The organism is Chordicoccus furentiruminis (assembly GCF_019355395.1).
Taxonomy (GTDB): domain Bacteria; phylum Bacillota; class Clostridia; order Lachnospirales; family Lachnospiraceae; genus Chordicoccus; species Chordicoccus furentiruminis.
The window spans coordinates 1,860,059-1,882,514 of the sequence record NZ_CP048829.1 but is presented as its reverse complement, the minus strand read 5'-3'; the positions used below and the strand labels follow the sequence as shown (position 1 = coordinate 1,882,514).

Below are 22,456 nucleotides of genomic sequence, written 5' to 3'. Positions count from 1 at the left end.
TGCTCATGCTCAGCCACAGCTCACTGCCTGCGGCCCGCCCGTTTAATTCCCGTCCGGGCGTCTGACCGCGCGTCCCGGTCACGCCCGCTTCCGCCGTCTCAGCGCCGCCCCGCCGCGAACAGCCGGACCGCCTGCTCCGCCGTCCGCCTGAGATTGCTCCGGGCGGTTTCGGCATCCATCGCCTCCTGAAGCGTCCCGGGACGCTGCAGGATCGGAAAGAACGCGTCGATGCCGTGCCCGTTGCAAGCCGCCGCCCCTTCGGAGACAGTCCCGGCCAGCGCGAGCACCGGCTTTCCGTACCGCTTCGCGATCTCCGCGGCGCCGGCCGGCGCCTTGCCCATCACCGTCTGGCCGTCCAGACAGCCTTCTCCGGTGATGACAAGATCCGCATCCTTCACCTTGCCGGCGAGATCCGACTCTTCCAGCACGATCCGGACGCCCCGTTCCAGGGAGGCATGAAGATAAGCGGAAAAAGCGAAGCCGAGCCCGCCCGCGGCGCCGCTTCCCGGCGCGTCCGGGTCCGCCTCCGGATGTTTTCTTTTCGTCAGCGCCGCGAAGCGGGCCAGATTCGCGTCCATCCGGCTGACCATCTCCGCGTCCGCGCCCTTCTGCGGTCCGAACACGGCGCTCGCCCCCCGTGCGCCGCAGAGCGGATTCCGCACATCACAGGCGATCCGGAAACGGCATTCCCGAAGCACCGGCGGCACATGGTCATCTGTGATCTCTGCAAGCGAGGTCAGCCCCTCCGCTCCGGACGGAATCGCCCGGCCTTCCGCGTCCAGCAGACCGAAGCCCAGCGCCTGCAGCATACCGGCCCCGCCGTCGTTGGTGGCCGAACCACCGATGCCGATGATGAAGCGGCGGCAGCCCCCGCGAACCGCATCAAGGATCATCTCGCCCACCCCGCAGGTCGTCGCACGCATCGGATTCAGCCGGTCCCTTCCGAGCAGCGTGATACCGGCGGCTTCCGCCATCTCCATCACCGCCGTCCGGCCGTCCCGCAGCACGCCGTACCGGGCCTCTCTCTGCTCTCCGAGCGGGCCTGTCACCGCGGCTGTCCGCATCGAGCCGCCCATCCCGAGCGTCAGCGCTTCCGCGGTTCCCTCCCCGCCGTCTGCCAGCGGACACACCTCGACCTCCGCGTCCGGAAACGCCCGAAGGATCCCGTCGCGGACGGCTCCGCCCGCGTCAAGCGAGCTGAGCGAGCCCTTGAAGGAATCGACGGCAACCACTATCTTCATAATTTAGTGCTGTCCTTTCTCGCCGGGGAAGGCCCGGCGCTCTACAGGCCATAAAAAAACAAGGCGGGTCTTCCTTTTCAGAACACCAGCCTCATCTGGTTCCACCGGACATTCCCGTGAACCGATTTTGCGGTCACGCCCTGTTATTCCTCTTCCGCAGTCTTCCTCCGGCGCATTTCCCGCAAACGCGCTTCACTCAGTGCGCCCGGTAGGATGCCTCGAGGAAGCCGATGTTCATCACCGCAAAAATCAGAAGGTACACCGGCATGACGCCGATCCCGATGCTCTGCTGGATATGCCCGAACACCATCGGCATAAACGTGCTGCCGGTGTAGGCCGACGCCATCTGAAGGCCGATCACCGCCGCGCTGTAACGTTTCCCGAAATGGGACGGCGCCATATGCTGTATCGCCGGATAGACCGGGCCCATCCCCGTACCGATCGTCACGAAGCCGGCCGCGGCCGGAAGATAGCTCCGGGAAGGCAGGAAAACAAGGAAAATACCCGCCAGTTCCACCGCAATGCCGATCCGGACGAGTTTCCGGTCACCGAGCCGGTTCGAGACAAAGCCCGCGAGAAGCCGCCCGAGCATCAGTCCGCCGAAGACCAGCGAGCCGAAGGAGGCGACCATTCCGTCCGTGAGACCCGCCCTGGTACCCGCGAAGTAGCTCGGAGTCCAGAGGAAGCAGGTCGCCTCGCCGGAGCAGTACGCGAAGAACGCGATCAGCGTCAGCACGACGCCCGGCACTTTCAGCGTCTCCCGGATCCCCGCGCTGTCCGCCGCGCTGCCTTCGTCCCCGCTTTCATTCTGCTTCCAGAGCGGGAGCGAGATGATGCAGACGATGAGGATCGCGATCTGAAGGTACGCCGTCCAGCGGTAGCCCTCGTTCCATCTCGCCCTCTTCAGCGCGAGCGCCATGATGTTCGGGCTGATCACCGCTCCGACGCCGTAGAAGCAGTGCAGAAAGTTCATGACGGACGAAGGATAGTTGTCCGCCACATAATGATTGACCGCGGCGTCGATCGAACCGGCGCCGAGTCCGTACGGCACCGCGAAGAGAAACAGCATCCAGTAGCGCGCCGAGACGGAAAAGCCGAGAAGGCCGAGCACCGTCAGCGCGATCGACACGATGACGATCCACTTCGTATGAAATTTCCGCATCAGCCGCGGGCTGATCAGCGCGGAGATAATCGTCATGAAGGCAATCGCCATCGAGACATAGCCCGCGTAGGACGAAGGCACGCCGAAGACCGTCTGCATCTTCGGCCAGCCCGAACCGAGCAGCGAGTCGGGAAGTCCCAGACTGATGAAAATCAGATAAATGACAGCAAGCAGCAAAGATCCCATTTCCGTTCTCCTTCTCCTCCGGCTCCTTTTCCGACAGCCGGACAGGAGCTATTGTACCTTGTCCCCTTTTGGAAATTCAATCGGAATCTTTTGCTTCCGTCTCAAGCCGGATCGTCCGGATCTCATACGGCATCATGGTAAAGGCCACGCCGTGCCCGTCGAAATCCGCCGGAACCGCCTCCTCTTCCATGATATTGCAGAATTCGGCGCTCCGGATCCGCTCCGCCGCCTTCAGCACGACCCGCGTCCGCCGGTTGAAGCATTCATAGAGCCGGACGATCACGGCGTCGGAATCCTCCGCCCGCTTCACCGTCTCGATGACCACATTCTCAGCCGGACGGCCGTCCTCCGTGCAGACCCGGACGAAGGAAAGCAGGTCCGGAAGCGTCCCGCCCTCCGTCCGCTTGACGACGGCCCGCATCGGGTTGTTCAGCATGTAGGCCTCCCTGACCGTTCCGGCCGTCTTCCATGTCCCCTCATGAGGAAACAGCGAATACGTGAAGGTATGGTGCTCCTTGTCCGCCGTCGGGTTCGGATAGCGCGGCGATTTCAGCATCGTGAGGCCGATATCCGTCCCGCGCACCGAGACGCCGTACTTGCAGTCATTCAGCACGCTGAGCCCGTAGTCGTCCTCCGCCACATCCAGCCACTTGTGATGGCAGACCTCGAACTTCGACCAGTCCCATGACGTGTTGTCGGTTGTATTTCTCACCACATTTCCGTACTGAATGTCGTAGACCGCCTCGTTGGCGTGGACATCCGCAGGGAAATGGTTCTTCAGCAGCTGATGCTCCCGCCAGTCGATCTCGTTCCGGATATCGATCCGGGGGATGTCCGCGTAGACAGAGACAAACTGCACGATCACGGAGCGGAGGAACGGCCGCTCGATCCGGACCGTCGCCCGCACGGGACCGCGCTCGGTCACCCTGACGGATGTGACGCTGTCCACCTCCCACGACTTTTCCGTGTAGTAGCTGTTGATGTCCCACGCGTCGTAGTTGTGAGGACGGTCCTCATAGCAGACGATCACATTGCCGGCTTTTCCTTCCGGGAACAGATTTCTCCGGGCCCGCTTGTCGTAGACCTGCCCCATCTGCCCCTTCCCGTTCAGCGTGATCCGGAACCAGCGGTTCTCAAGCCTGCTCTCCGAGACGTCGAGCCCGGACGAACCGTCCTCCGCCGGCGTTCCCTCCTCCGTCCGGAAGGTCCGGTATCCCTTCGGCGGCACGTTCTCCGCGCAGAAGATCCAGCCGTCCTCCGTTTTCTGAGCCGGAAGGCGGCGATTTCCGTCCCATACGGAACATGCATCCGTCCCCTCCGGCATCCGGAAGGTCACGATCCCCGTTCCGTCAAAGGAATTGGGATTGAACACAGCCAGCGTGCCGGCCGGCGCGCTGATCCGGTCCGCCAGAAGCTGAAGAGCCGCGGCCTGCATGTCCCGATTCTCCTGAAACAGCGCGAGATACTCCCGCTTCGAGTCCTCATAGACCTCATGAATCGCGGAACCGGGCAGAATATCGTGGAACTGATTCCGCAGCAGCGTGATCCACTCCCCGTCGAGCTTCGCCTTCGGATAGGGCGCGCCCGCGAGATGCGACGCCATCACCGCATACGTCTCGGCGTCCTGCAGCACGAACTCCGCGCGCCGGTTCCACTTCTTGTTCCGCGCCATTGTGGTGTATGTGCCGCGGTGATACTCGAGATACAGCTCGCCCTTCCAGACCGGAAGAGCCTTCGATCCCGAGGTCTTCCGGTCGAGATCCTCGAAAAACGCCCTCGCGGTCGTCATCTTCGTCCGCGGAAGTCCCGGAATCCCCTTCGCCATCCTCCGCTGGTTCTCAAGCTGGCCGCGGGTCGGACCGCCGCCCCCGTCGCCGTAGCCGAAACTGCAGAGCACCTCATCGTTCAGGTCCTTGTTATTGTAGCGCGCCCACGCGCCCTTCATCTGGGACGGATTCAGGAAGCCGTTGTAGGTCGTGAAATGTTCGGTCTCCGTCCCGTTCTCCTCCGCCGCCCGGTTGTAGTCGCGGGTCGGGATGAAATGCGTGAGCCGCCTCGTGCCGTCGATGCCTTCCCAGAGAAACGTATCGACGGGCATCATGTTCGTCTCGTTCCACGAAATCTTCGTGGTCATGAAATACCGGATGCCGCAGAGTTTCATGATCTGCGGCAGCGCCGCGGAATAGCCGAACACGTCCGGCAGCCAGAGAATCTCGCTGTCCTTCCCGAACTCCTTCCGGAAAAAACGCTTTCCGTAGAGAAACTGCCGCGACAGCGCCTCGCCTGAGGCCAGATTGCAGTCCGCCTCCAGCCACATGCCGCCCTCCGCTTCCCAGCGTCCTTCCCGGACGCGCTCGCGGATCTGTTCGTAGACGTCCGGCGCCGCCTCCTTCACATAGGCGTAGAGCTGCGGCTGGCTGGACATAAAGCGGTATTCCGGATACCGCTTCATCAGCTCCAGCACCGTGGAGAAGCTGCGGACCGCCTTGTCCCGGGTGACCGGAAGCGTCCAGAGCCAGGCCACATCGATATGCGTGTGCCCGACGCAGCAGATCACCGGTGCTTTCTCCCCGTCGCAGGCTGCCTCGTAAAAATGCTCCTTCAGATACGACCGGGCGTCCTCGAGACTCCGGTAGTACGCCGGCGATCCCTCCTCTCGCAGATCCAGCCGGTTCAGCGACTCGTTCAGTTCCCGGATGATCGTGATGTACGCCGGATCATCCGGTTTCAGGAGCCGGGCGGTGTCATACGGCACCTTCAGGTCGTAGTAGTACGACTCGGTCCTCCGGTCGAGTCTTTTCAGCGAGACGTCCATCTCAAGACGGAAGTTCTGGTCGCCGGTGAAGGCCGCCAGAAGCACCTGATACGCCGCGCCCGGCACCGCCCGGTCCGTCAGGATCAGCTCCCGGTGGTTCACGTCCAGCCCCTGCACACGCCGTCCGTCGATGAACGCGCTGAACTGCGGGTTGGTCGCGTCCCAGCTTCCTTCCCGTCCGGTCTTCACCTCGAGCACGGCGCACTCTCCGTCCCAGCCCTCCGGAATCTCCGCCGTGAAGGCGAACCAGTAATACTCGCGGTGGCCGCCCCAGAGGTTCCTCCGCTCAAACGGCTCCCAGCCGGACGGATCCAGCTCCGCCGGGTCCTCCCGGCCGTCCGTCGAGTGCATGATCCGGATCTCTTCCACCGGTACACTCTCCGGATAAATCAGTCTGCCGAGATCGTCAATCAGTTTTCCGATACGTTCCTTGATGAAATGCATGGTCGGGGGGCTCCTTATACTGTCAGTCGCTGCTGTTTTATCCCTTTATTTTCGCGGAATCCTGAGAAAATGAATAAAAAGATTTCGGCGGCTCCTTCGCCCACAAATCAGACATGTTCAATTTATGCCGCATTAATGCTCGTCGAAACTCAATGTCTTTCATTCTGTTGACAGCACTCTTAAAATCGTCTGCCGTTCTGCTCTTAGTCAATTGCCCGGCTCGCAGCACATCGGTTGCCCGTTCCATTTCATCCTCAAAGTTAAGCACCTGCAAAACAGTCAGAACCTCGACGTCGAGACACCGCTTTTTCAACAGTTCAATATTTCGTTTCAAATGACTTATCTCTTCCTTATCCGTATCAAAAACCAGAACGACCATACTTCCCGGTTCGATTGTCATCAGTATCGAAATCGGAAGTACGTTTTGTACAACATTGAATGTTTTAACTTTTCCGGGGATCAATAACGCCGGTTTTAATTTCAGCGCCCTGACCAGTCTTTCTTCGCACTGCCCTTCTGTAAAATAGCAGCACTTTCGATTTATCATCAATCCGCCACCTCCAGCTCGTCAAGGAGGGAGTCATCCGGAAGCGATTCAAACGCGTCATTCTCCATCGCGCATTTTACCGAGTCTGTGTTCCGTTTCAGAATATCGGATGCAAACGTGACCGATACAATGTACTTTTCTGCATCAATTTCCTTGCGCAGGAAAGCAAAGCTGTGTTTCGGAAGATTCAGGGTCAGCATATCCGTGTTGTGCGTGGTAAAGATCAGCTGCCCGTTCCCCTTCAGCCGTTCCACCATAAGTCCGAAAATTCTTTTTTCTATCGCGCTTTCAATGTAGGAAAAATGCTCATCGCAGTAGTAAAAGCCTTCGATCTGTGACAGCATCGCGGCAAGAAAAACCGCGACGTCAATTCCTTCCGCTGTTCCGCTTGACAGAAGGTCACGGTTCAGAAGATTGCCGTCCTGAATAATGATTTCTTCACCACGCCGCCGGATCACAAAGGAATCCTTCAGATCTTTCGCAATCGACACATCGGTCAGCGTCGGGTCAAGAGTTCCGATTACCGCCCGGAGTGTCCTGAGCATTTCCTCCTGACCAATCTCTTTCACGCGAAGTGATTTTTCAATTTCAGGATAAGCGAAACGATAACGAAGCGTACCGACAGTCTTCCGCAATTCCTTCAGGCTCCCGTTAATTTCCGCCGTCTTTTCCTCCAGCTTCAGCACAGTCATTTCATAAGAATCCATTTCTTCGATGTCCGCGGCAAAATAACGGATATTGACATTATCTTTTTCAATGATCCCTGAAAAACGATGGAGTACATACCCTTCATTCACAAAATCGACCTGAAATTCCGCCGGAGTATCGCCTGACGGCAGATCCCGCAAAATCGCTTCATTCGCTTCTCTTATCGAACTGAATATTTTCAGGAGCGCTTTTCCGAGACTTGTTTTTCCCGTCGCATTGGTGCCCATCAGAATCACCGCCTTTTTATAGCGGAAACGGCTGCGGCCTTCCAGTGTTTCATTGCCTAAAAGGGAGGCGGACAGTTTTCTTGGATAAGAAAAATTCATATGAAATTCATCAAACCCATAGATCTTTTTCAGTCTGACATCCAGAATCACCATTTCCATCCCTCCTTTCGCAGTTTCGCAGTTTCACAATTTCGTATATTGCGATATTATGTTTATCACGGTGATCCGTCAAGGCAGGCCGTTGGCCTCAGTCTGACCGCAGATCTCCTTTTCCAACGTACCGCAATGAGATGAACCGGGTAATCACGCCTCCCCCAGTTTCTCCAGCTCCTCAAGCCAGATCCGCGCCGACGCGTCGGAGGGCATCCGCAGATTGCCTCTGGGCGAGACGGCGACCGTACCGACCTTCGGACCGTCCGGCAGACAGCTCCGCTTGAACTGCTGGGCGAAGAACCGGCGGTAGAATATCTTCAGCCATCTGAGAATCGTGGCGCGGTCGTAATGGCCGGCGCCCAGCGTGTGGTCCGGATCGTCCTCCGCATCGCCGGCCGCGGCGCTATTCCCGGACGTTCCGTCCGAATGAGGCGCCGTTCCGTCCGAATGAGGCGCCGTCCCGCCGGCCGCAGCGCCATCACCAGATGTTCCGTCCGTGTCATCCTCCGTCATACCCGCAGCAGCGCTCCCAGAGACCGGCTCCTCCGCCTCTCCTTCCGAACCGGCTCCCGCGTGACTGTTCCCGTCCGCAAACACCGCCGCCGCGATCCGGTAGATCTTGGCCGGCGGGAATCCCAGCCGGAGCATGTAATAGAGGAAGAAATCGTGAAGCTCGTAGGGCCCCACGAGATCCTCGGTCTTCTGGGCGATCTCGCCCTCCGACGGCGGGAGCAGCTCCGGCGACACCGGCGTCGCGAGAATATCCAGCAGCGTCCGGCGCAGCGTCGCATCCCCGCAGGTATCCGCGTAGTAGCGGACCAGATGACGCACCAGTGTCTTCGGCACCGAAGCGTTCACCGCGTACATCGACATATGGTCGCCGTTGTAGGTCGCCCATCCCAGCGCCAGCTCCGACAGATCGCCGGTGCCGATCACAAGGCCGCCTGACTGGTTGGCGAGATCCATCAGAACCTGGGTGCGCTCCCGGGCCTGGCCGTTCTCATACGTCACATCATGAACCTCCGGGTCCTGGCCGATATCCCCGAAATGCCGCAGCACCGCCTCCCGGAGATTCACTTCCCGAAGCGTCGCGCCGAGATTGCCGGTGAGGGTCACGGCGTTGCGATACGTGCGGTCCGTGGTTCCGAAGCAGGGCATCGTCACGGAGAGGATCTGCGACCGCGGAAGGCCCAGCAGATCGAAGGCCCGGGCTGTCACCAGCAGCGCCAGCGTCGAATCCAGTCCGCCGGAAATGCCGATCACCGCCGTCTTCGCGTGGGTGTGCGCCAGCCGTTTTTTAAGTCCCATCGCCTGAATCATCAGGATCTCCTCACAGCGGCGGTCGCGGTCCTCCTTCGAGGAAGGCACGAACGGATGCGGATCAAAGGCACGGATCAGAGCCGTTTCGCGGAGCTGGATCTGAAACGGAATCACCGTATACGGCTCCGCTTCCCGGATATACTGTGCCGGGAACGAGGTCATCCGCCGGCGTTCGGAGACGAGGCGATCGACATCGAGATCCGCGCAGACCGTCTCATTGGCGAACAGCTTCGCCTCAGCCAGCAGCGTGCCGTTCTCCGCGATCATGTTCTGTCCGCCGAAGACGAGGTCCGTCGAGGACTCCCCTTCGCCCGCCGTCGCGTAGATGTAGCCGCAGATGCAGCTTCCCGAGTGGCTTTTGACGAGCGTCCGGCGGTAGCTGTCCTTGCCCACCAGCTCGTCCGACGCGGAGAGGTTCACGATGACGGTGGCGCCGGCGCGGATATGGCTGACGGAGGGAGGACACGGCACCCAGAGGTCCTCGCATATCTCCGCTCCGACGATCAGCCGCGGCATCGACGTCGCCTGAAACAGCAGACGGGTTCCCAGCGGCACCTCACGGCCGGCCGCCCGCACCGTTACGGTTCGTTCCGGCGCCGGCTCGAAATTCCGCGCCTCATAGAACTCATCGTAGGAAGGCAGATTCGTTTTCGGGACGAAGCCGAGGATCCGGCCGTGGCAAAGCGCCGCGGCGCAGTTGTACAGCTTGCCGCACGCCTCCACCGGCAGCCCGACGAACAGCAGCGCGTCCACGTCCGCGGTATGCTCCGCGAGAATCGCGAGCTGCTCCATCGCCGAACGCAGCAGCTCCGACTGCCAGAACAGGTCGCGGCACTCGTACCCCGTGAGGCAAAGCTCCGGAAACACGATTACCTTCGGGTCCGCTTCCTTCAGCTGGCGGATCCTCCGCTCGATCTCCATTCTGTTGGAAATGCAGTCCGCAACCGTCACCGTCGGGGTCACCGCCGCGACGCGCACAAATCCGTCTTTCATGCCGTTCTCCTCACTGTCTCTGTTCTTTTGCTTACGTGACGTCATCATTATAAGGCAGATCGGGCCGGCGCGCACCGGTATTCTGCGGAGCCGTCCCCTTAAGTGCAAATCCCCAAGACGCAGACAGGGGGCCGGACCGCACCTTTCGATGCGGTCCGGCCCCTTATCGCCTGTCGGCTGCCTGTTCGGAAAATCATTACTTTGCCACTACGGTCGGGATGATCTCGCCCGTGAGCTTTCCGTCCGGACCGACGGAAATCAGGATCCCGTCGCCCTCGTGAATCGTTCCGCCGAGGATGATCTTCGCGGAGATCGTCTCCACCGTCTGCTGCAGATACCGCTTCAGCGGTCTCGCGCCGTAAACCGGGTCGTAGCCGTGGTCAATCACATACTGTTTCGCCTCGTCCGTCAGCTTCACACTCAGCTGCTGGTCCGCCAGCCGCTCGTTGAGTCCGGCGAGCAGAAGCTCGATGATCCCGTGGATGTTGTCCTTGGTCAGCGGCTTGAACATAATCGTCTCGTCAAGACGGTTCAGAAACTCCGGGCGGAAGTGCGCGCGAAGCGCTTCCTCCACTTTGGCGCGGGCCTCCCCGCTGATCTCCCCGTCCGGCGTGATGCCGTCCAGCAGATACTGAGATCCGATGTTTGAGGTCAGGATGATGATCGTGTTCTTGAAATCGACCGTCCGGCCCTGGCTGTCGGTGATCCGTCCGTCGTCCAGCACCTGAAGCAGCACGTTGAAGACATCCGGATGAGCCTTCTCCACCTCATCGAACAGAACGACGGAGAACGGCTTCCTGCGGACCGCCTCGGTCAGCTGGCCGCCCTCGTCGTAGCCCACATATCCGGGCGGCGCTCCGATCAGTCTCGAGACGGAGTATTTCTCCATATACTCGGACATATCGATCCGCACCATGTTGTTCTCGTCATCGAAGAGGTACGAGGCCAGCGTCTTCGCCAGCTCGGTCTTGCCGACGCCGGTCGGCCCGAGGAAGAGGAACGACCCGATCGGCCGCTTCGGGTCCTTGATGCCGGCCTTGGACCTGAGGATCGCGTCCGCCACCTTGCGGACCGCTTCATCCTGACCGATGACTCGCTTGTGCAGTTCCTGTTCGAGGCCCAGCAGCTTCTCACGCTCGCCGGCCGTCAGCTTGGCGACCGGAATCCCGGTCCACTTCGAGACGATCCGGGCGATCTCATCCTCGGTCACTTCCTCGTGCACCATCGAGAGATCCTTGTTCTTAAGAGAAGCCTCGGCGTCCTCGAGCGCTTTCTTCACCTTCGGCAGCTCGCCATACTGGAGCTCCGCCGCCTTGTTGAGGTCGTAGGACTGCTTCGCCATCTCGATCTTCCGGTTGATCTCGTCAATCTGCTCCCGGTATTTCTTGAGGCTGTCCACCGCGCTCTTCTCGTTTTCCCACTGCGCCTTCTGCGTGCGGAACTGATCTTCGAGCTCGGCCAGATCCTTCTCAAGATCATCAAGCCGTTCCTTACTCAGCGGATCCGTCTCCTTCTTCAGCGCGGTCTCCTCGATCTTCATCTGGGTGATCTTCCGGTTCATCTCATCAAGATCGGACGGAAGCGAGTTGAGCTCGGTCTTGATCAGCGCGCAGGCTTCATCCACGAGATCGATCGCCTTGTCCGGAAGGAACCGGTCCGTGATATACCGCTGAGACAGCGTCGCCGCCGCCACCAGCGCGTTGTCCTGAATCTTCACGCCGTGATAGACCTCATAGCGCTCCTTCAGCCCCCGGAGGATGGAGATCGTATCGCTGACTGACGGCTCGCTGATCATCACCGGCTGGAACCGGCGCTCCAGCGCCTTATCCTTCTCGATGTACTCCCGGTACTCATCCAGCGTCGTCGCGCCGATGCAGTGCAGCTCACCTCTCGCGAGCATCGGCTTCAGCATATTGCCGGCGTCCATCGCGCCTTCGGTCTTGCCGGCGCCGACGATCAGATGCAGCTCATCGATGAAGAGGATGATCTTGCCCTCGGACTGCTTCACGTCCTGCAGAACGGCCTTCAGCCGTTCCTCGAACTCGCCCCGGTACTTGGCTCCCGCCACCAGCGCGCCCATATCAAGCGAGAAGATATGCTTGTCCTTCAGGTTGTCCGGCACATCGCCCTTGACGATCCGCTGCGCGAGGCCTTCCACCGCCGCCGTCTTGCCGACGCCGGGCTCGCCGATCAGCACCGGGTTGTTCTTCGTCTTTCTCGACAGAATCAGCATCACCTGACGGATCTCGTCATCCCGGCCGATGATCGGATCCAGCTTCTGGGTGCGGGCCTTCTCCACCAGATCCTCGCCGTACTTGCCGAGCGAGTCATAAGTCGCCTCCGGATTGTCCGTCGTGACCCTCTGGTTGCCCCGTACCGTCGCGAGGGCCTTGAGAAAACCTTCTCGGGTGATGCCGAATGTGCGGAACAGTTCCTTCACCGTCTGGTTCGGGTAATGCAGCATCGCCAGCATCAGGTGCTCGACGGAGGTATACTCATCGCCCATCGCCTTTGCCTCGTCCGGCGCCTTGAGCAGCACCTTGTTGAGATCCTGGCCGATGTACGGCTGTCCTCCGGATACCTGAGGCCGCTGCCGGAGCGCGCCGGTCAGCACGTTCCGGAACTGGTTCGGATCCACTCCCATCTTCTCCAGCAGCTTACGGATCAGGCTGTCGTCCTGATTCAGCAGAGCATACAGCAGATGTTCCTCCTCGATCTCCTGATGGCCGAAGTCCATCGCCACCTTGTCGAGTTCCGTCAGAGCTTCCTTCGACTTCTGGGTAAACTTATCAATATTCATATGTAACGCCTCCCCTCTTTCGCGGGCTGTATTCAATTCATGAATTCATGGTGTGTTCTATCATCTCTATCACACTGGCACCACTATAGCACCGGGGATTAGCACTGTCAAGGTTAGAGTGCTAATTTTTCCGGATATTTTTCGTGCGCGTAAAATCAGTTCTTCCACGAACAGATCACGCGGAGATTCTTCTCCATTTCATTTCTCCGCAGACTTGTCATCTGGAGTATAATAACCAGCGGAGCCGTTCCCGGCTCCTACGTTTTGCAGCAGGAGATATGATCATATGAAAAAACTGTTTGAGGGAACAGGTTTCATTTTTCATGAGAACGATAAGGAATTAAATCAGGAACCTTCCTTCATCGACGAATGGACGCACCGCAATCTGTATTTCTGCTTCAGCGCGGCACTGCTTTTCATCTTTCTGTCCACGATCGGACTGATTCAGGTCTACGCGCCGCATGAGAGAGGGCAGGTTCTGCCCCAGATCAACGCGACCTTTGTCTACGCATTGCTGCTTATCTGCAACCTGGTTTTCGCGTTCCTCATCGCGGCGGCGACGGCGCGGTATAACAAAGGTTCGAAAACCATCCGAAAATACGCTTTGCTGCTGCGGTCATACCGCGTGACCGGCATGATCCTCGCCAGCTTCACGTTCTTCAGCACGGAAAAAGGGAGCAGCTTTTTTTTCGAATATATCCTGATCTCCATGATCATCTATCTGCTTCCGCTGTATGATTTCAAGGAGACGATACTGAACGCCTCCGTCAACATCGGGGCTCTGACGGTTGTCTTCTCTCTGATCAGCCGACCGACCGCCTGGCAGGACTGGACCGATCTGACCGCCTTCCATCTGTTCTGCATCGCCGTCTGCCAGCTCCGGTGGAACTCTTATGTCCGCTATGAATCCGTGCGGATTCACCTGATGCAGCACGAGAAGACGCTCACCGGAGAGGTGCGCCGGGACGGCCTGACCGGTCTTCTGAACCGGACGGCTCTGCGGAATGACTTTCCGGAATTTCTGTCAAAGGAGATCTGTCTCGCCCTCCTCGACATCGATTCCTTCAAGCACATCAACGACACCTACGGCCATGTATACGGAGACCGGGTTCTCAGCTTTATCGGCCGGAATATGATGACCGTCTTCAGCCAGCCGGAGGACCGCTGCTACCGGTACGGCGGCGACGAGATGATGATCATTTCCATCACTCATGACACAGACGGGTTCCGCCGCAAGCTGGAAGAAATGCAGCGGCTCTCAAAAGAAAGCGATCCGGAAATCCGCGTCGGAATGAGCATCGGATACTGCTGCGGCTTCCCTCTGAACGAGGCGGATCTGCGGAGCTGCATCCAGATTGCCGACACCTGGCTCTATCAGGTCAAGAATCATCCGGACGGCCAGCGTCTCGCGGGCGGCCGGATGAAGATGAGCCGGAAAACCGCCGGCCGCTCCACCGCCGCACTGGAAACGCTGCCCTCATTCAGTTCGCTGGAGCCCCGGTTTCAGGCTCACGCGGAAGAGGAGCGGGCCGTCGCCTTTCTGGATCTCTGTCACTTTACGGAACTGAACGAGCGGTTCGGATATCGGAAAGGCAGCTGGCTCCTTGAGCGGATGTCGGAAGAGCTTCTGAAGCGCTTTCCGCGTGAAGATCTCGCGAACCCGGACAGCGATCACTTCGTCCTTCTCTCCACGCTCCCGGAGGCAGAGATCGAGTCCCGCCTCACTGCCGTTCAGCACGATGCCGCAAAACTGATCCCTTCCTACATCATTCAGTTCCGGACCGGCATCTTCCGCTGTCCTGCCGGAGATCACAAGACCGGCTTTATGACGGCATTCTACAATGCGAAGTATGCATGCAGCTGTACTGAAGCAACGGCGTTCGGCAGCATCTGTCTGTACGACGCACGGATGGCGGAAGGCCAGAAATGGGATACCTTCGTCCGGAATCATCTGGATGAAGCGCTGGAAAAAGGCCTGATCGTTCCCTTCTACCAGCCGTTCATCGGGTCGCTGAGCCGGAAAACCTGCGGTTTCGAGGCGCTGGCGCGGTGGAATGACCCGGAAAAGGGTGCCATTTCTCCTGCTGACTTCATCCCTGCCCTCGAAAAGCAGAAGGAATCATACAAACTGGATCTGCATATGCTGAAACGGGTTTGTGAAGATCTGAGCCGCAACCGAGCGCTCATCTCGAACGATCTGTTCATCACTGTCAATCTCTCACGGACGGACTTCGGGATGACGGATATGCCGGCAGAAATTGACCGTATTCTCGCCCCGTACGGCTTCGCGAAGGATCTGATCCAGTTCGAGATCACGGAATCCGCCATCGACAGCGGCATCCGCATCCGGAATGGCGTCGCACATCTGCTGCGAAACGGATACCGCTTCTGGCTGGATGACTTCGGTACAGGCGAGTCCTCTCTGCACGCATTGCAGGACTACAGTGTCAGCGGCGTCAAGCTGGACCAGTCCTTCCTCACACATTTCTGGGACAACGACAAATCCCACATCATCATCCGCTCCATCGTGGAAATGTGTCACCGTACCGGATGTCTGATGATCGCGGAGGGCGTGGAGGATCCGGAGCAGTTCTGGTACGCGAAACAGTGGGGCGTCAATTTCATTCAGGGATTCCTTTTCAGCCGGCCGCTTCCGCTTGATGAATTGATGAAGAGCCGCTTTGTAAGAGAAATCACGGACAGGGACGATGTCGTCTTCTACCGTCCGGCAGCCAACATCAATCTGTCCATTCCGATCGAACCCGGATTTTACGCACCCGGCCAGCCGAAACTGGTGTTTGCCAAAGCCGTCCTGGAAAGAAATCAGGATCATATCTTTTTCATGCGTGCCACCCAGGAAATGCTTACCCTTTTCGAGCCGTATCTCAGACAGCCGAATCTCTATCAGGAACTGGCTGACGGCACAGCGGTTCACGGCTTGTTCCTGTCCTTCATGAAGCAGGCGGCCTTAAGACCGGGTGTCCTTGATTTCCCGTACCGACTCGATGGCAGAGAACTTCACGGACAGCTCGCCCGTCTCACAGAAAACGGAGAACGAATCACATACGTCTTCGCGACCTCGAGCTACGGCATCGCGAACCCGGTTTCCTTTGACACGCCGGACGAGAGCGGGCAAGACGCCGCATCCGGGCAGCCGGATCCGGTTTAACCCTTTTATGAAATGAAGACGGCGAAGGCTTACGCCTTCGCCGTCTTCACTTCCCGGATCCGCTTCAGTTCTTTCTTCGCAATCTTCTGATACTCCGACGCCAGATCGTTCCAGCAGGAAACCGATATTTTTCCGGCGCGCTCCCCGAAACGGATTCCGAGATCACGCTTCAGATACTGCATCAGATAGGCCGTGGTCTTCTGGGCGCCGGAAATATTCAGATGATCGCCGCCGTCCAGACTGTCCGTATGCCAGTCAATGCCGACGGCCTTTTGTCTCTCGTTCAGATCCACACAGGGGACCCCCAGCTCCTTCGCCGTCCGCAGAAGGGTCTTCACCCGCTTCCGGTTGTAGTTCCGCGGCGACGGTGAGCTGTACAGCACGAGCTGCGCGCCGTTCTCGTCGCAGAGTTCCCGGAGCTCCGCGAGCGACTCCCGGTTCGCGTCCGGAATCGCCGTTCGTTTCATCCTGCGGCTCATATAATCCCCTTTGGTATACGGGTTGATGCTCGCCCGGATCCGGAACCCCTGATAAGCGCCGCGGCGTCCCTCGCCCCATGTATCCTTGTTCCAGAAGCTGTGATAGCGGACGATCGGGAAAACGCGCCCCAGCAGTTCGCCGAACTGATTCTCCAGCTCCTTCGCGCCCTGATCGGAGACAAACAGACAGTGCGCCTCCATCAGCACGACGGCCGGCTTCTGGCTCTTGAAAACGGCCTGAAGCACCGAGCAGGCGGCCTCCGTCCGCTGACCCGGCTGCCCGCAGTCAATGGAAGTCAGGCCGTAATCCCGCCAGACCTGCATCGGGGAAAAGGCGGTGTAGCTCAGACTGTCGCCGACATTGACGATCTGAATCGTCTGCGGCTTCTCGTTCTCAATCTGGAAATAAACTGCGTTCCGGCCGCCTGAATCGCCGCCGGTGAGATACGCGCTGCGCACCACGATGAAGGACATCCCCTCCATCAGGATGCAAAGAATCAGGAAAAAGAGCAGCGGCCGCCAGAAAGACGCAAGCCGCCTGCTCCGATGATCAGAATCCCGCATAAATCATATCCACTTTCTGATAGCCGGCGCCGTAAGCACCGAAAATAAAGACCGCAAAAATCAGCGCGTAGTAAAGCGTCCACCGGACCGGCGTCTCCCAGCGTCCAAGACGGCCGTCCGGAATCAGATGCTTCTCCTGACAGATGTCGTAGATGAGAACCACAAGAATCCCGAGGAACGCGACCGTGAAGCCTGTCTCGCTGAGTCCCATACGGAGCATCGTCCCGTCCGTCAGCGTCCTGAGAGAAAAGCCCCGGAACATGCTGGCGAACATCGAGAAGCCCGCTCTGACGCCGTTCGCGCGAAAGAACATCTCGCCCGTGAAGATGACGATCCATGTCTTCAGGATGAGGAATGCATTCCACAGATGCATACGCTTCGTGCGGCGCAGACGCTTCTCCGCTTTCTTCCGGACCGGTCCCAGCGCGGTCTCCAGCATCAGAATGACAAAGTAATACATTCCGTAGAAGATATAGTTCCACTGAGGGCCATGCCAGAGTCCATTGGCGAGCCAGACCGGGAAGAGACACATCGCCGATGTGCCGAGCATCATGACGTACCGGCCGTACTTTTTTCTGGAATACAGATTCCACTTCATAACCGGCTTCGAGAGCGAAACCGGATAGAAAATGTATGTGCGGAACCAGACGCCCAGAGAAATATGCCACCGGCGCCAGAACTCCGACGCATTCTTCGCGAAGAAGGGCTGGCTGAAGTTCTCCGGCATCCGGATGCCGAACAGCTCCGCCGACCCGATAACCACATCCATCGTGCCGGAGAAGTCCATGTACAGCTGGAGGGCGTAAAGGATCCCGGACACCGCCGTCACGGCCCCGTGATAATCGGTGTAGTGATCGAAGATCATGTTGACCGGAATCGCAAGCCGGTTCGCGATCACCAGCTCCTTGAAAAGGCCCCAGCAGATCCGGATCGAGCCGTGCGCCAGATTCCCGCTCCTGACGGATTCTCCGGCGAACAGAGCCTCCCGGAGTGCGCCGCCGCTGAGGATCGGCCCCTCCATCACCTTCGGAAAGAAGCTGAGGTAGAGAAGCATCCGGAACGGGCTGCGCTCCGGCTGCATTTTCTCCCAGCTGATATCCACCAGATAGCCGACCGCATCCAGCGTATAGAAAGAGATTCCGATCGGAAGCGCAAAATTCTTCCAGGTGATCTGATAGGCGGGATTCGCCAGCCGGATCAGCCGTCCGATGTTCATCTCGATGAAGCCCGTATACTTGAGGACCGCGAGCGTACCGAGAAGTCCCGCGACCGCGATATTACGGAGCGCGTCGGGGGAAAGCGGAAGCGTCTTCTTCGCACCGCCTGCCTTCCGCTCAGCGGCCGAGCAGGCGATCAAAAGCCCGAACAGCCACGTCCACACAGAGGCCAACAGCACCCAGACGATCAGTCTGCCGCTCAGGGACCAGTAAAAGAGCAGACTGGCCGCCAGCAGACTGATCCAGCGGAAGCGCTTCGGAAGAAGCTGATAGACCGCCAGCAGAACCGGCAGCATCAGAAACAGATACAGCGCGTCAAAATACGTCATACCATTATGCCTTCAGTTTCCGCACCATCTCACAGATCGCGTCCACGGAATTCAGGTTTTCCGGGACAAGCTCGGCGGCGTTGACGGAAACCCCGTACCGGTCCTCCAGATCCGCGATCAGCGTGATGATGCCGAAGGAATCCAGAAGATGATCGTCCACCAGATGCGTCTCCTCTTCATAATCGATGGAATCATCGATCTCCATCAGCATATCCGTGATTTCCTTCTTTAACGTATCGCTCATTTTTTATCCTTTCTGTGTGTACGTATTCAGAATCCATGTCGGCTGCCTGTCCCGGACGACCCGCAGCCCTTCCTCCGCGCTTCGCAGCGCGACGGCCGGCAGATCATGGCTCAGAAAAAGCGCCATCCCCTCGAAGGCACTGTACGCTCCTGTCCGACCGAACGCAAGCAGATCGCCCGGCCGCAGACCGGACGCGGCGTACTTTCCGCAGAGCACGTCGTTGGCCGTGCAGAGTGAGCCGCAGAGCGTATAGAGGCCGGTTTTCGCTTCCGCCGCATCCGGCCTCTCCCGCAGCACCCGGATCTCCGGAGTGAACATGCCGCGGAACTGGCCGTCGTACTGAATCTGGTGGATCCCGCCGTCCGTGATGCAGATGGCCGGCGCGTCCGGCTCTTCTCCCCGCTTCAGGTCCAGAATCTTCGTGAGATACACGCCACAGGAAGCCGCGAGAAAACGGCCCATCTCAAACGTCACCCGGCCGGCGCCGAGCGCCCCGGCGAGCCGGACAGTCTCCCGGACATCATCCTCCCGCAGCGGCTCCCGCTCCTGCTCAAAGTAGCGGACGGGAAAGCCCGGTCCGTATTCCAGCTCCGGAACCGGCCATCCGCGGGAACGGATCTCGTCCATCCGTTCCCCGAGCGTCTTCAGCTCCTTCCGGATCGGGGCGAAATGCTTCTGCGTGCCGGTGAAGAAATGGATGCCGGCGATCGAAACGGCGTCCGATGTCTCCGCCGCCTCATACAGCGGCATGAGATCTCCGAAGGCCATCCCGAACTGATTTCCGCCCGTCAGCCGGAGCAGCACCCGCACCCGTATCCCGCGCCGGGCGGCCGCCTCCTCCAGCATGCAGAACTGGGCCGGCGACTCCGCTGTATAAAGGCACCGGGCTCCGCAGCGGTCCATGACCTCCGCGATGTCCTCCTCCGTCTTCAGCACGCCGGAGAAGAGAATCTTTTCCGGCGGAACCGACTGCGCCGCAGCGATCCGGAACTCACCGACCGAGCAGCACTCGATCCGGTCCACGCAGGAAGCCAGCGCACCCGTGAGGAACGGATTGCTCTTCATCGCGAAGCAGAGGCCGATCCCGCCGCCCAGCATCGCCCGCACGGCTCCGGCCCGGGTCCGGGCCTCGTCCAGATCGAAAATATAAGCCGGCGTGCCCGTCCGGGCGGCCGCCTCCCTCAGCTCCGAGTCAGTCATGCCTTTCTTCCCCCTATCGCGAGACGCCGGAGCTCATTCCGGTCCTTCTTGCCGTTCTTGTTCAGAGGAAAACGGTCCAGCCGGATGAATTTTCCCGGAATCATATATCGGGGCAGCCGCGTCACGAGATCCATCCGGACCTGACGGCTGTCCTCCGTACCGGTGAAGAAGGCGACGATCTTTCTCGTTTCCGGAAGAAAAATGCAGCAGGCCTCGGCCACTCCGTCCGTGTCGGTCATCGCCTTCTCGATCTCCTCGAGTTCGATGCGGTGGCCCATCAGCTTGATCTGGAAGTCCTTCCGTCCCTCGAAAACAAGATTGCCCGACGGATCAAAATGCGCGAGGTCGCCAGTCCGGTACATCCGCTCCTGCCGGCCCTCCGCGTTCTCAAAGAGAACAAAGCTCTTCGCGGTCCGCTCCGGATCATGATAGTAGCCCTCCGCCAGCGACTCGCCGGAGACGCAGATCTCACCCGGCTTCCCCGGCTCCGTCACCTCACACCCCGCTTCGTCCAGCAGCCGGACCGTCCGCCCCGGGAAGGGCTTTCCGATCGGAAGGCAATCGAGATCCTCCGGCGCGTCCGCCGGGATCCGGTAGAAGGTGCAGTTACAGGTGATCTCGGAAGGGCCGTAAAGATTGACGAATTCCGTCCCCGGCATCGCCCCTCGCCATACTTTCAGCTGCTTGAGCGGCATCGCTTCCCCGCTGAACAGAATGATGCGCACGGACTTCGGCACATCATAGTCCAGGCCCTTCAGCGTGGAAACCGTCGTGAGTGCGGACACAGCCCAGGTGAGAACCGTGACTTTCCGCTCATTCAGGTAGTCGATCAGCTTCGCGGGCAGAGAGAACAGCTTCCGGTCGATCAGCACCAGCTCCGCACCGGTCGCCATCGCGGAATAGATGTCCTTCACTGAAACATCGAAGTCAAACGGAGCCTGATTGCCGATCCGGTCCGCCGCGCTGATCCCGAAGAGCCGGGTGAAATGCGCGATGAAATCGAGCACAGCCCGATGGCTGACCGAGACGCACTTCGGTTCGCCGGAGGACCCGGAGGTGAAAATCCCGTAGAGAAGATCCTTCTCCGAGGCGCGGCTCCGGACTGCCCGAAGGCGTTCGTCCGGACTGCCCGCCTCTTGCGCATAAAGCGCCTCCGCTGAAAGAACCGTTCCGCCAAAGCCGGTCTCCTCCACCAGCGATCTCAGACTGTCAGCCGCGATCACCAGCGGCCGGCCCAGTCTCCGCAGGATCCGCCCGATCCGCTCGGCCGGCTGGTCGCGGCTGACCGGGACATAGAATCCGCCCGCGTAGACGATACCAAGCTGGATCGCCAGTGTGGCCACCCGCTTCGCCGCGAACACGACAACCGGCTGGTTTCCCTCCAGCTCGTCCGCCAGCACGGCGCCGATGCCTCCGGCCCGGCGCCGCAGCTCCGCCCACGTGAGCGACGTCTGCTGATCCGAGACCGCGGTTCGCTCCGGATACCGCTCCGCCGTCTGCTCCAGCATTTCAAGAACATTTTTCATCAGACACCTCTTCGTCCGTTTCGAACTATGGATCGTTTCCGATTCATGCGCTCTGTTCATAAGCCCTTTTTATAAGCACCGTTTCAGTATATACAATTTTCCCTAAGGAAAATCTAAAGAATGGTGAAGAAATCCTTACTTTTTCTTATAAATGCCCTTTGGCCGTAAAAGAAACCATGAAAAAGACAGGCATCCTGCGATCCGTCCTCACAGAATGCCTGCCCGCTGAAGCGGATGATGGTTTCAGTCTTCAAATACATAATGCAGGAACCTGCACGATTCACGTGCGTCGCGGTCCAGATTTTCCTCACCAGCGCCCTGACTGATGTCTCTCCATACACCGATATTCCTGCCGACCGTTCCTCCCATACGAACAAACGGTTCCATGACAACATACCCATTATAATTGATGTCTCTAAGAGCAGTTCCTATCTCTCTCCAGGGAATTCGTCCCATTCCAGGCACTTTTCTATTGCATTCTCCAACATGGAAATGTCCCAGCAGATGACCGGCGTGACGAATCGCCCCACCGAGATCATCCTCCTCGATATTCATATGATATGTATCCAGCATCACTTTCACGTTCGGAGCACCGACTTCTCTGACAAACTGGACACACTCATCGCATGTATTGATCAGATAACTTTCGTACCTGTTGATCACTTCCATGCCGAGCGTAATACCGCAGGCCTCAGCCAGAGGCGCCAGTCTTTGCATTCCTTCTACTGCCCGTTTCCACTCTTCTTCCTTAGGACCCACTGTATGAAAATCCACAGGCCAGTAATAATACAGTGCACCACCGAGTACATGCATGTCCAGTTGTGCCATTTTATCAAAACAGCGTTTATACCACTCAAACGCGCCTTCCCGAATTTTCTCATCGCTGGATCCAACATTATGGATCGGTCTGGGTCCATACCCCCCTGTCAGCTCGATTCCTTCATCTTTCGCACATTGGCGAAGTTCTCGGACAGCAGCATCGGTATAATCAGGCAAGGCGCTGCATCCGATCTCAAGCGCATCGAAGCCAAGACGCGCAACCTTCTTGACATAATACCGGTAATCCGCGTCCCATTCCTTCTCCCAATAAGCATAATATATTCCATACTTCAGCTTCATCGTACCCGCCTCC

Annotated in this window: 14 protein-coding genes; 1 reads left to right on the top strand and 13 read right to left on the bottom strand. The window is 58.9% G+C overall.

All coding sequences use genetic code 11. The annotated features are described in order from the left end of the window. Positions 1-98: 98 nt before the first annotated feature. The 7 genes from G4C92_RS08730 to clpB form a co-directional block, all read right to left on the bottom strand. A complete protein-coding gene (locus tag G4C92_RS08730; RefSeq protein WP_274939481.1) occupies positions 99-1,241 on the bottom strand; it encodes a glycerate kinase in 1,143 nt (380 codons plus the stop codon). Positions 1,242-1,437: 196 nt separating this feature from the next. After that, complete coding sequence (locus tag G4C92_RS08725) at positions 1,438-2,589, bottom strand: MFS transporter (protein WP_274939480.1); 1,152 nt, start codon at positions 2,587-2,589, stop codon at positions 1,438-1,440. A gap of 76 nt (positions 2,590-2,665) precedes the next feature. Continuing rightward, positions 2,666-5,848 carry an alpha-mannosidase gene (locus G4C92_RS08720; protein ID WP_274939479.1) on the bottom strand — a complete coding sequence of 1,061 codons (3,183 nt, stop codon included), beginning with the start codon at positions 5,846-5,848 and terminating at the stop codon, positions 2,666-2,668. A gap of 37 nt (positions 5,849-5,885) precedes the next feature. Continuing rightward, complete coding sequence (locus tag G4C92_RS08715; RefSeq protein ID WP_274939478.1) at positions 5,886-6,395, bottom strand: hypothetical protein; 510 nt, start codon at positions 6,393-6,395, stop codon at positions 5,886-5,888. Further along, on the bottom strand, positions 6,395-7,483 hold the full coding sequence (locus G4C92_RS08710; RefSeq protein ID WP_274939477.1) for an AAA family ATPase: 1,089 nt from the start codon (positions 7,481-7,483) through the stop codon (positions 6,395-6,397). The genes G4C92_RS08715 and G4C92_RS08710 overlap by 1 nt, the downstream gene beginning before the upstream one ends. A 150-nt stretch (positions 7,484-7,633) precedes the next feature. Next, on the bottom strand, positions 7,634-9,796 hold the full coding sequence (locus G4C92_RS08705; RefSeq protein ID WP_274939476.1) for an NAD(+) synthase: 2,163 nt from the start codon (positions 9,794-9,796) through the stop codon (positions 7,634-7,636). A gap of 196 nt (positions 9,797-9,992) precedes the next feature. After that, a complete protein-coding gene (clpB, locus tag G4C92_RS08700; RefSeq protein ID WP_274939475.1) occupies positions 9,993-12,596 on the bottom strand; it encodes an ATP-dependent chaperone ClpB in 2,604 nt (867 codons plus the stop codon). Between the two features lie 286 nt (positions 12,597-12,882). Here clpB and G4C92_RS08695 point away from each other — a divergent pair, with 286 nt between their 5' ends. Further along, positions 12,883-15,765 (top strand): EAL domain-containing protein, encoded by a 2,883-nt coding sequence (locus G4C92_RS08695; RefSeq protein ID WP_274939474.1) that lies wholly within the window; start codon positions 12,883-12,885, stop codon positions 15,763-15,765. Positions 15,766-15,794: 29 nt separating this feature from the next. Here G4C92_RS08695 and G4C92_RS08690 read toward each other — a convergent pair whose 3' ends face one another. From G4C92_RS08690 to G4C92_RS08665, 6 genes are all read right to left on the bottom strand, one after another. After that, a complete protein-coding gene (locus G4C92_RS08690) occupies positions 15,795-16,808 on the bottom strand; it encodes an apurinic/apyrimidinic endonuclease family protein (protein ID WP_274939473.1) in 1,014 nt (337 codons plus the stop codon). Next, on the bottom strand, positions 16,795-18,354 hold the full coding sequence (locus G4C92_RS08685; RefSeq protein WP_274939472.1) for an MBOAT family O-acyltransferase: 1,560 nt from the start codon (positions 18,352-18,354) through the stop codon (positions 16,795-16,797). Before G4C92_RS08685 ends, G4C92_RS08690 begins: the two co-directional genes overlap by 14 nt. Before the next feature lie 4 nt (positions 18,355-18,358). Beyond that, positions 18,359-18,598 (bottom strand): acyl carrier protein, encoded by a 240-nt coding sequence (locus G4C92_RS08680; RefSeq protein WP_274939471.1) that lies wholly within the window; start codon positions 18,596-18,598, stop codon positions 18,359-18,361. A 3-nt stretch (positions 18,599-18,601) separates the two neighbouring features. Then, positions 18,602-19,798 (bottom strand): diaminopimelate decarboxylase family protein, encoded by a 1,197-nt coding sequence (locus tag G4C92_RS08675; protein ID WP_274939470.1) that lies wholly within the window; start codon positions 19,796-19,798, stop codon positions 18,602-18,604. After that, positions 19,795-21,324, bottom strand: a complete 1,530-nt coding sequence (locus G4C92_RS08670; protein WP_274939469.1) for an amino acid adenylation domain-containing protein — start codon at positions 21,322-21,324, stop codon at positions 19,795-19,797. Before G4C92_RS08670 ends, G4C92_RS08675 begins: the two co-directional genes overlap by 4 nt. Before the next feature lie 243 nt (positions 21,325-21,567). Further along, positions 21,568-22,443 (bottom strand): D-psicose 3-epimerase, encoded by an 876-nt coding sequence (locus tag G4C92_RS08665; RefSeq protein ID WP_330654676.1) that lies wholly within the window; start codon positions 22,441-22,443, stop codon positions 21,568-21,570. Positions 22,444-22,456: the final 13 nt, after the last annotated feature.

Bases quoted from the DNA above. Each gene is read 5' to 3' on its own strand.
- G4C92_RS08685 (WP_274939472.1), bottom strand. From the start codon at position 18,354: ATGACGTATTTTGACGCGCTGTATCTGTTTCTGATGCTGCCGGTTCTG.
- G4C92_RS08670 (WP_274939469.1), bottom strand. From the start codon at position 21,324: ATGAAAAATGTTCTTGAAATGCTGGAGCAGACGGCGGAGCGGTATCCG.
- G4C92_RS08690 (WP_274939473.1), bottom strand. From the start codon at position 16,808: ATGCGGGATTCTGATCATCGGAGCAGGCGGCTTGCGTCTTTCTGGCGG.
- G4C92_RS08725 (WP_274939480.1), bottom strand. From the start codon at position 2,589: ATGGGATCTTTGCTGCTTGCTGTCATTTATCTGATTTTCATCAGTCTG.
- G4C92_RS08710 (WP_274939477.1), bottom strand. From the start codon at position 7,483: ATGGTGATTCTGGATGTCAGACTGAAAAAGATCTATGGGTTTGATGAA.
- G4C92_RS08680 (WP_274939471.1), bottom strand. From the start codon at position 18,598: ATGAGCGATACGTTAAAGAAGGAAATCACGGATATGCTGATGGAGATC.
- G4C92_RS08695 (WP_274939474.1), top strand. From the start codon at position 12,883: ATGAAAAAACTGTTTGAGGGAACAGGTTTCATTTTTCATGAGAACGAT.
- G4C92_RS08665 (WP_330654676.1), bottom strand. From the start codon at position 22,443: ATGAAGCTGAAGTATGGAATATATTATGCTTATTGGGAGAAGGAATGG.
- clpB (WP_274939475.1), bottom strand. From the start codon at position 12,596: ATGAATATTGATAAGTTTACCCAGAAGTCGAAGGAAGCTCTGACGGAA.
- G4C92_RS08715 (WP_274939478.1), bottom strand. From the start codon at position 6,395: ATGATAAATCGAAAGTGCTGCTATTTTACAGAAGGGCAGTGCGAAGAA.
- G4C92_RS08705 (WP_274939476.1), bottom strand. From the start codon at position 9,796: ATGAAAGACGGATTTGTGCGCGTCGCGGCGGTGACCCCGACGGTGACG.
- G4C92_RS08730 (WP_274939481.1), bottom strand. From the start codon at position 1,241: ATGAAGATAGTGGTTGCCGTCGATTCCTTCAAGGGCTCGCTCAGCTCG.
- G4C92_RS08720 (WP_274939479.1), bottom strand. From the start codon at position 5,848: ATGCATTTCATCAAGGAACGTATCGGAAAACTGATTGACGATCTCGGC.
- G4C92_RS08675 (WP_274939470.1), bottom strand. From the start codon at position 19,798: ATGACTGACTCGGAGCTGAGGGAGGCGGCCGCCCGGACGGGCACGCCG.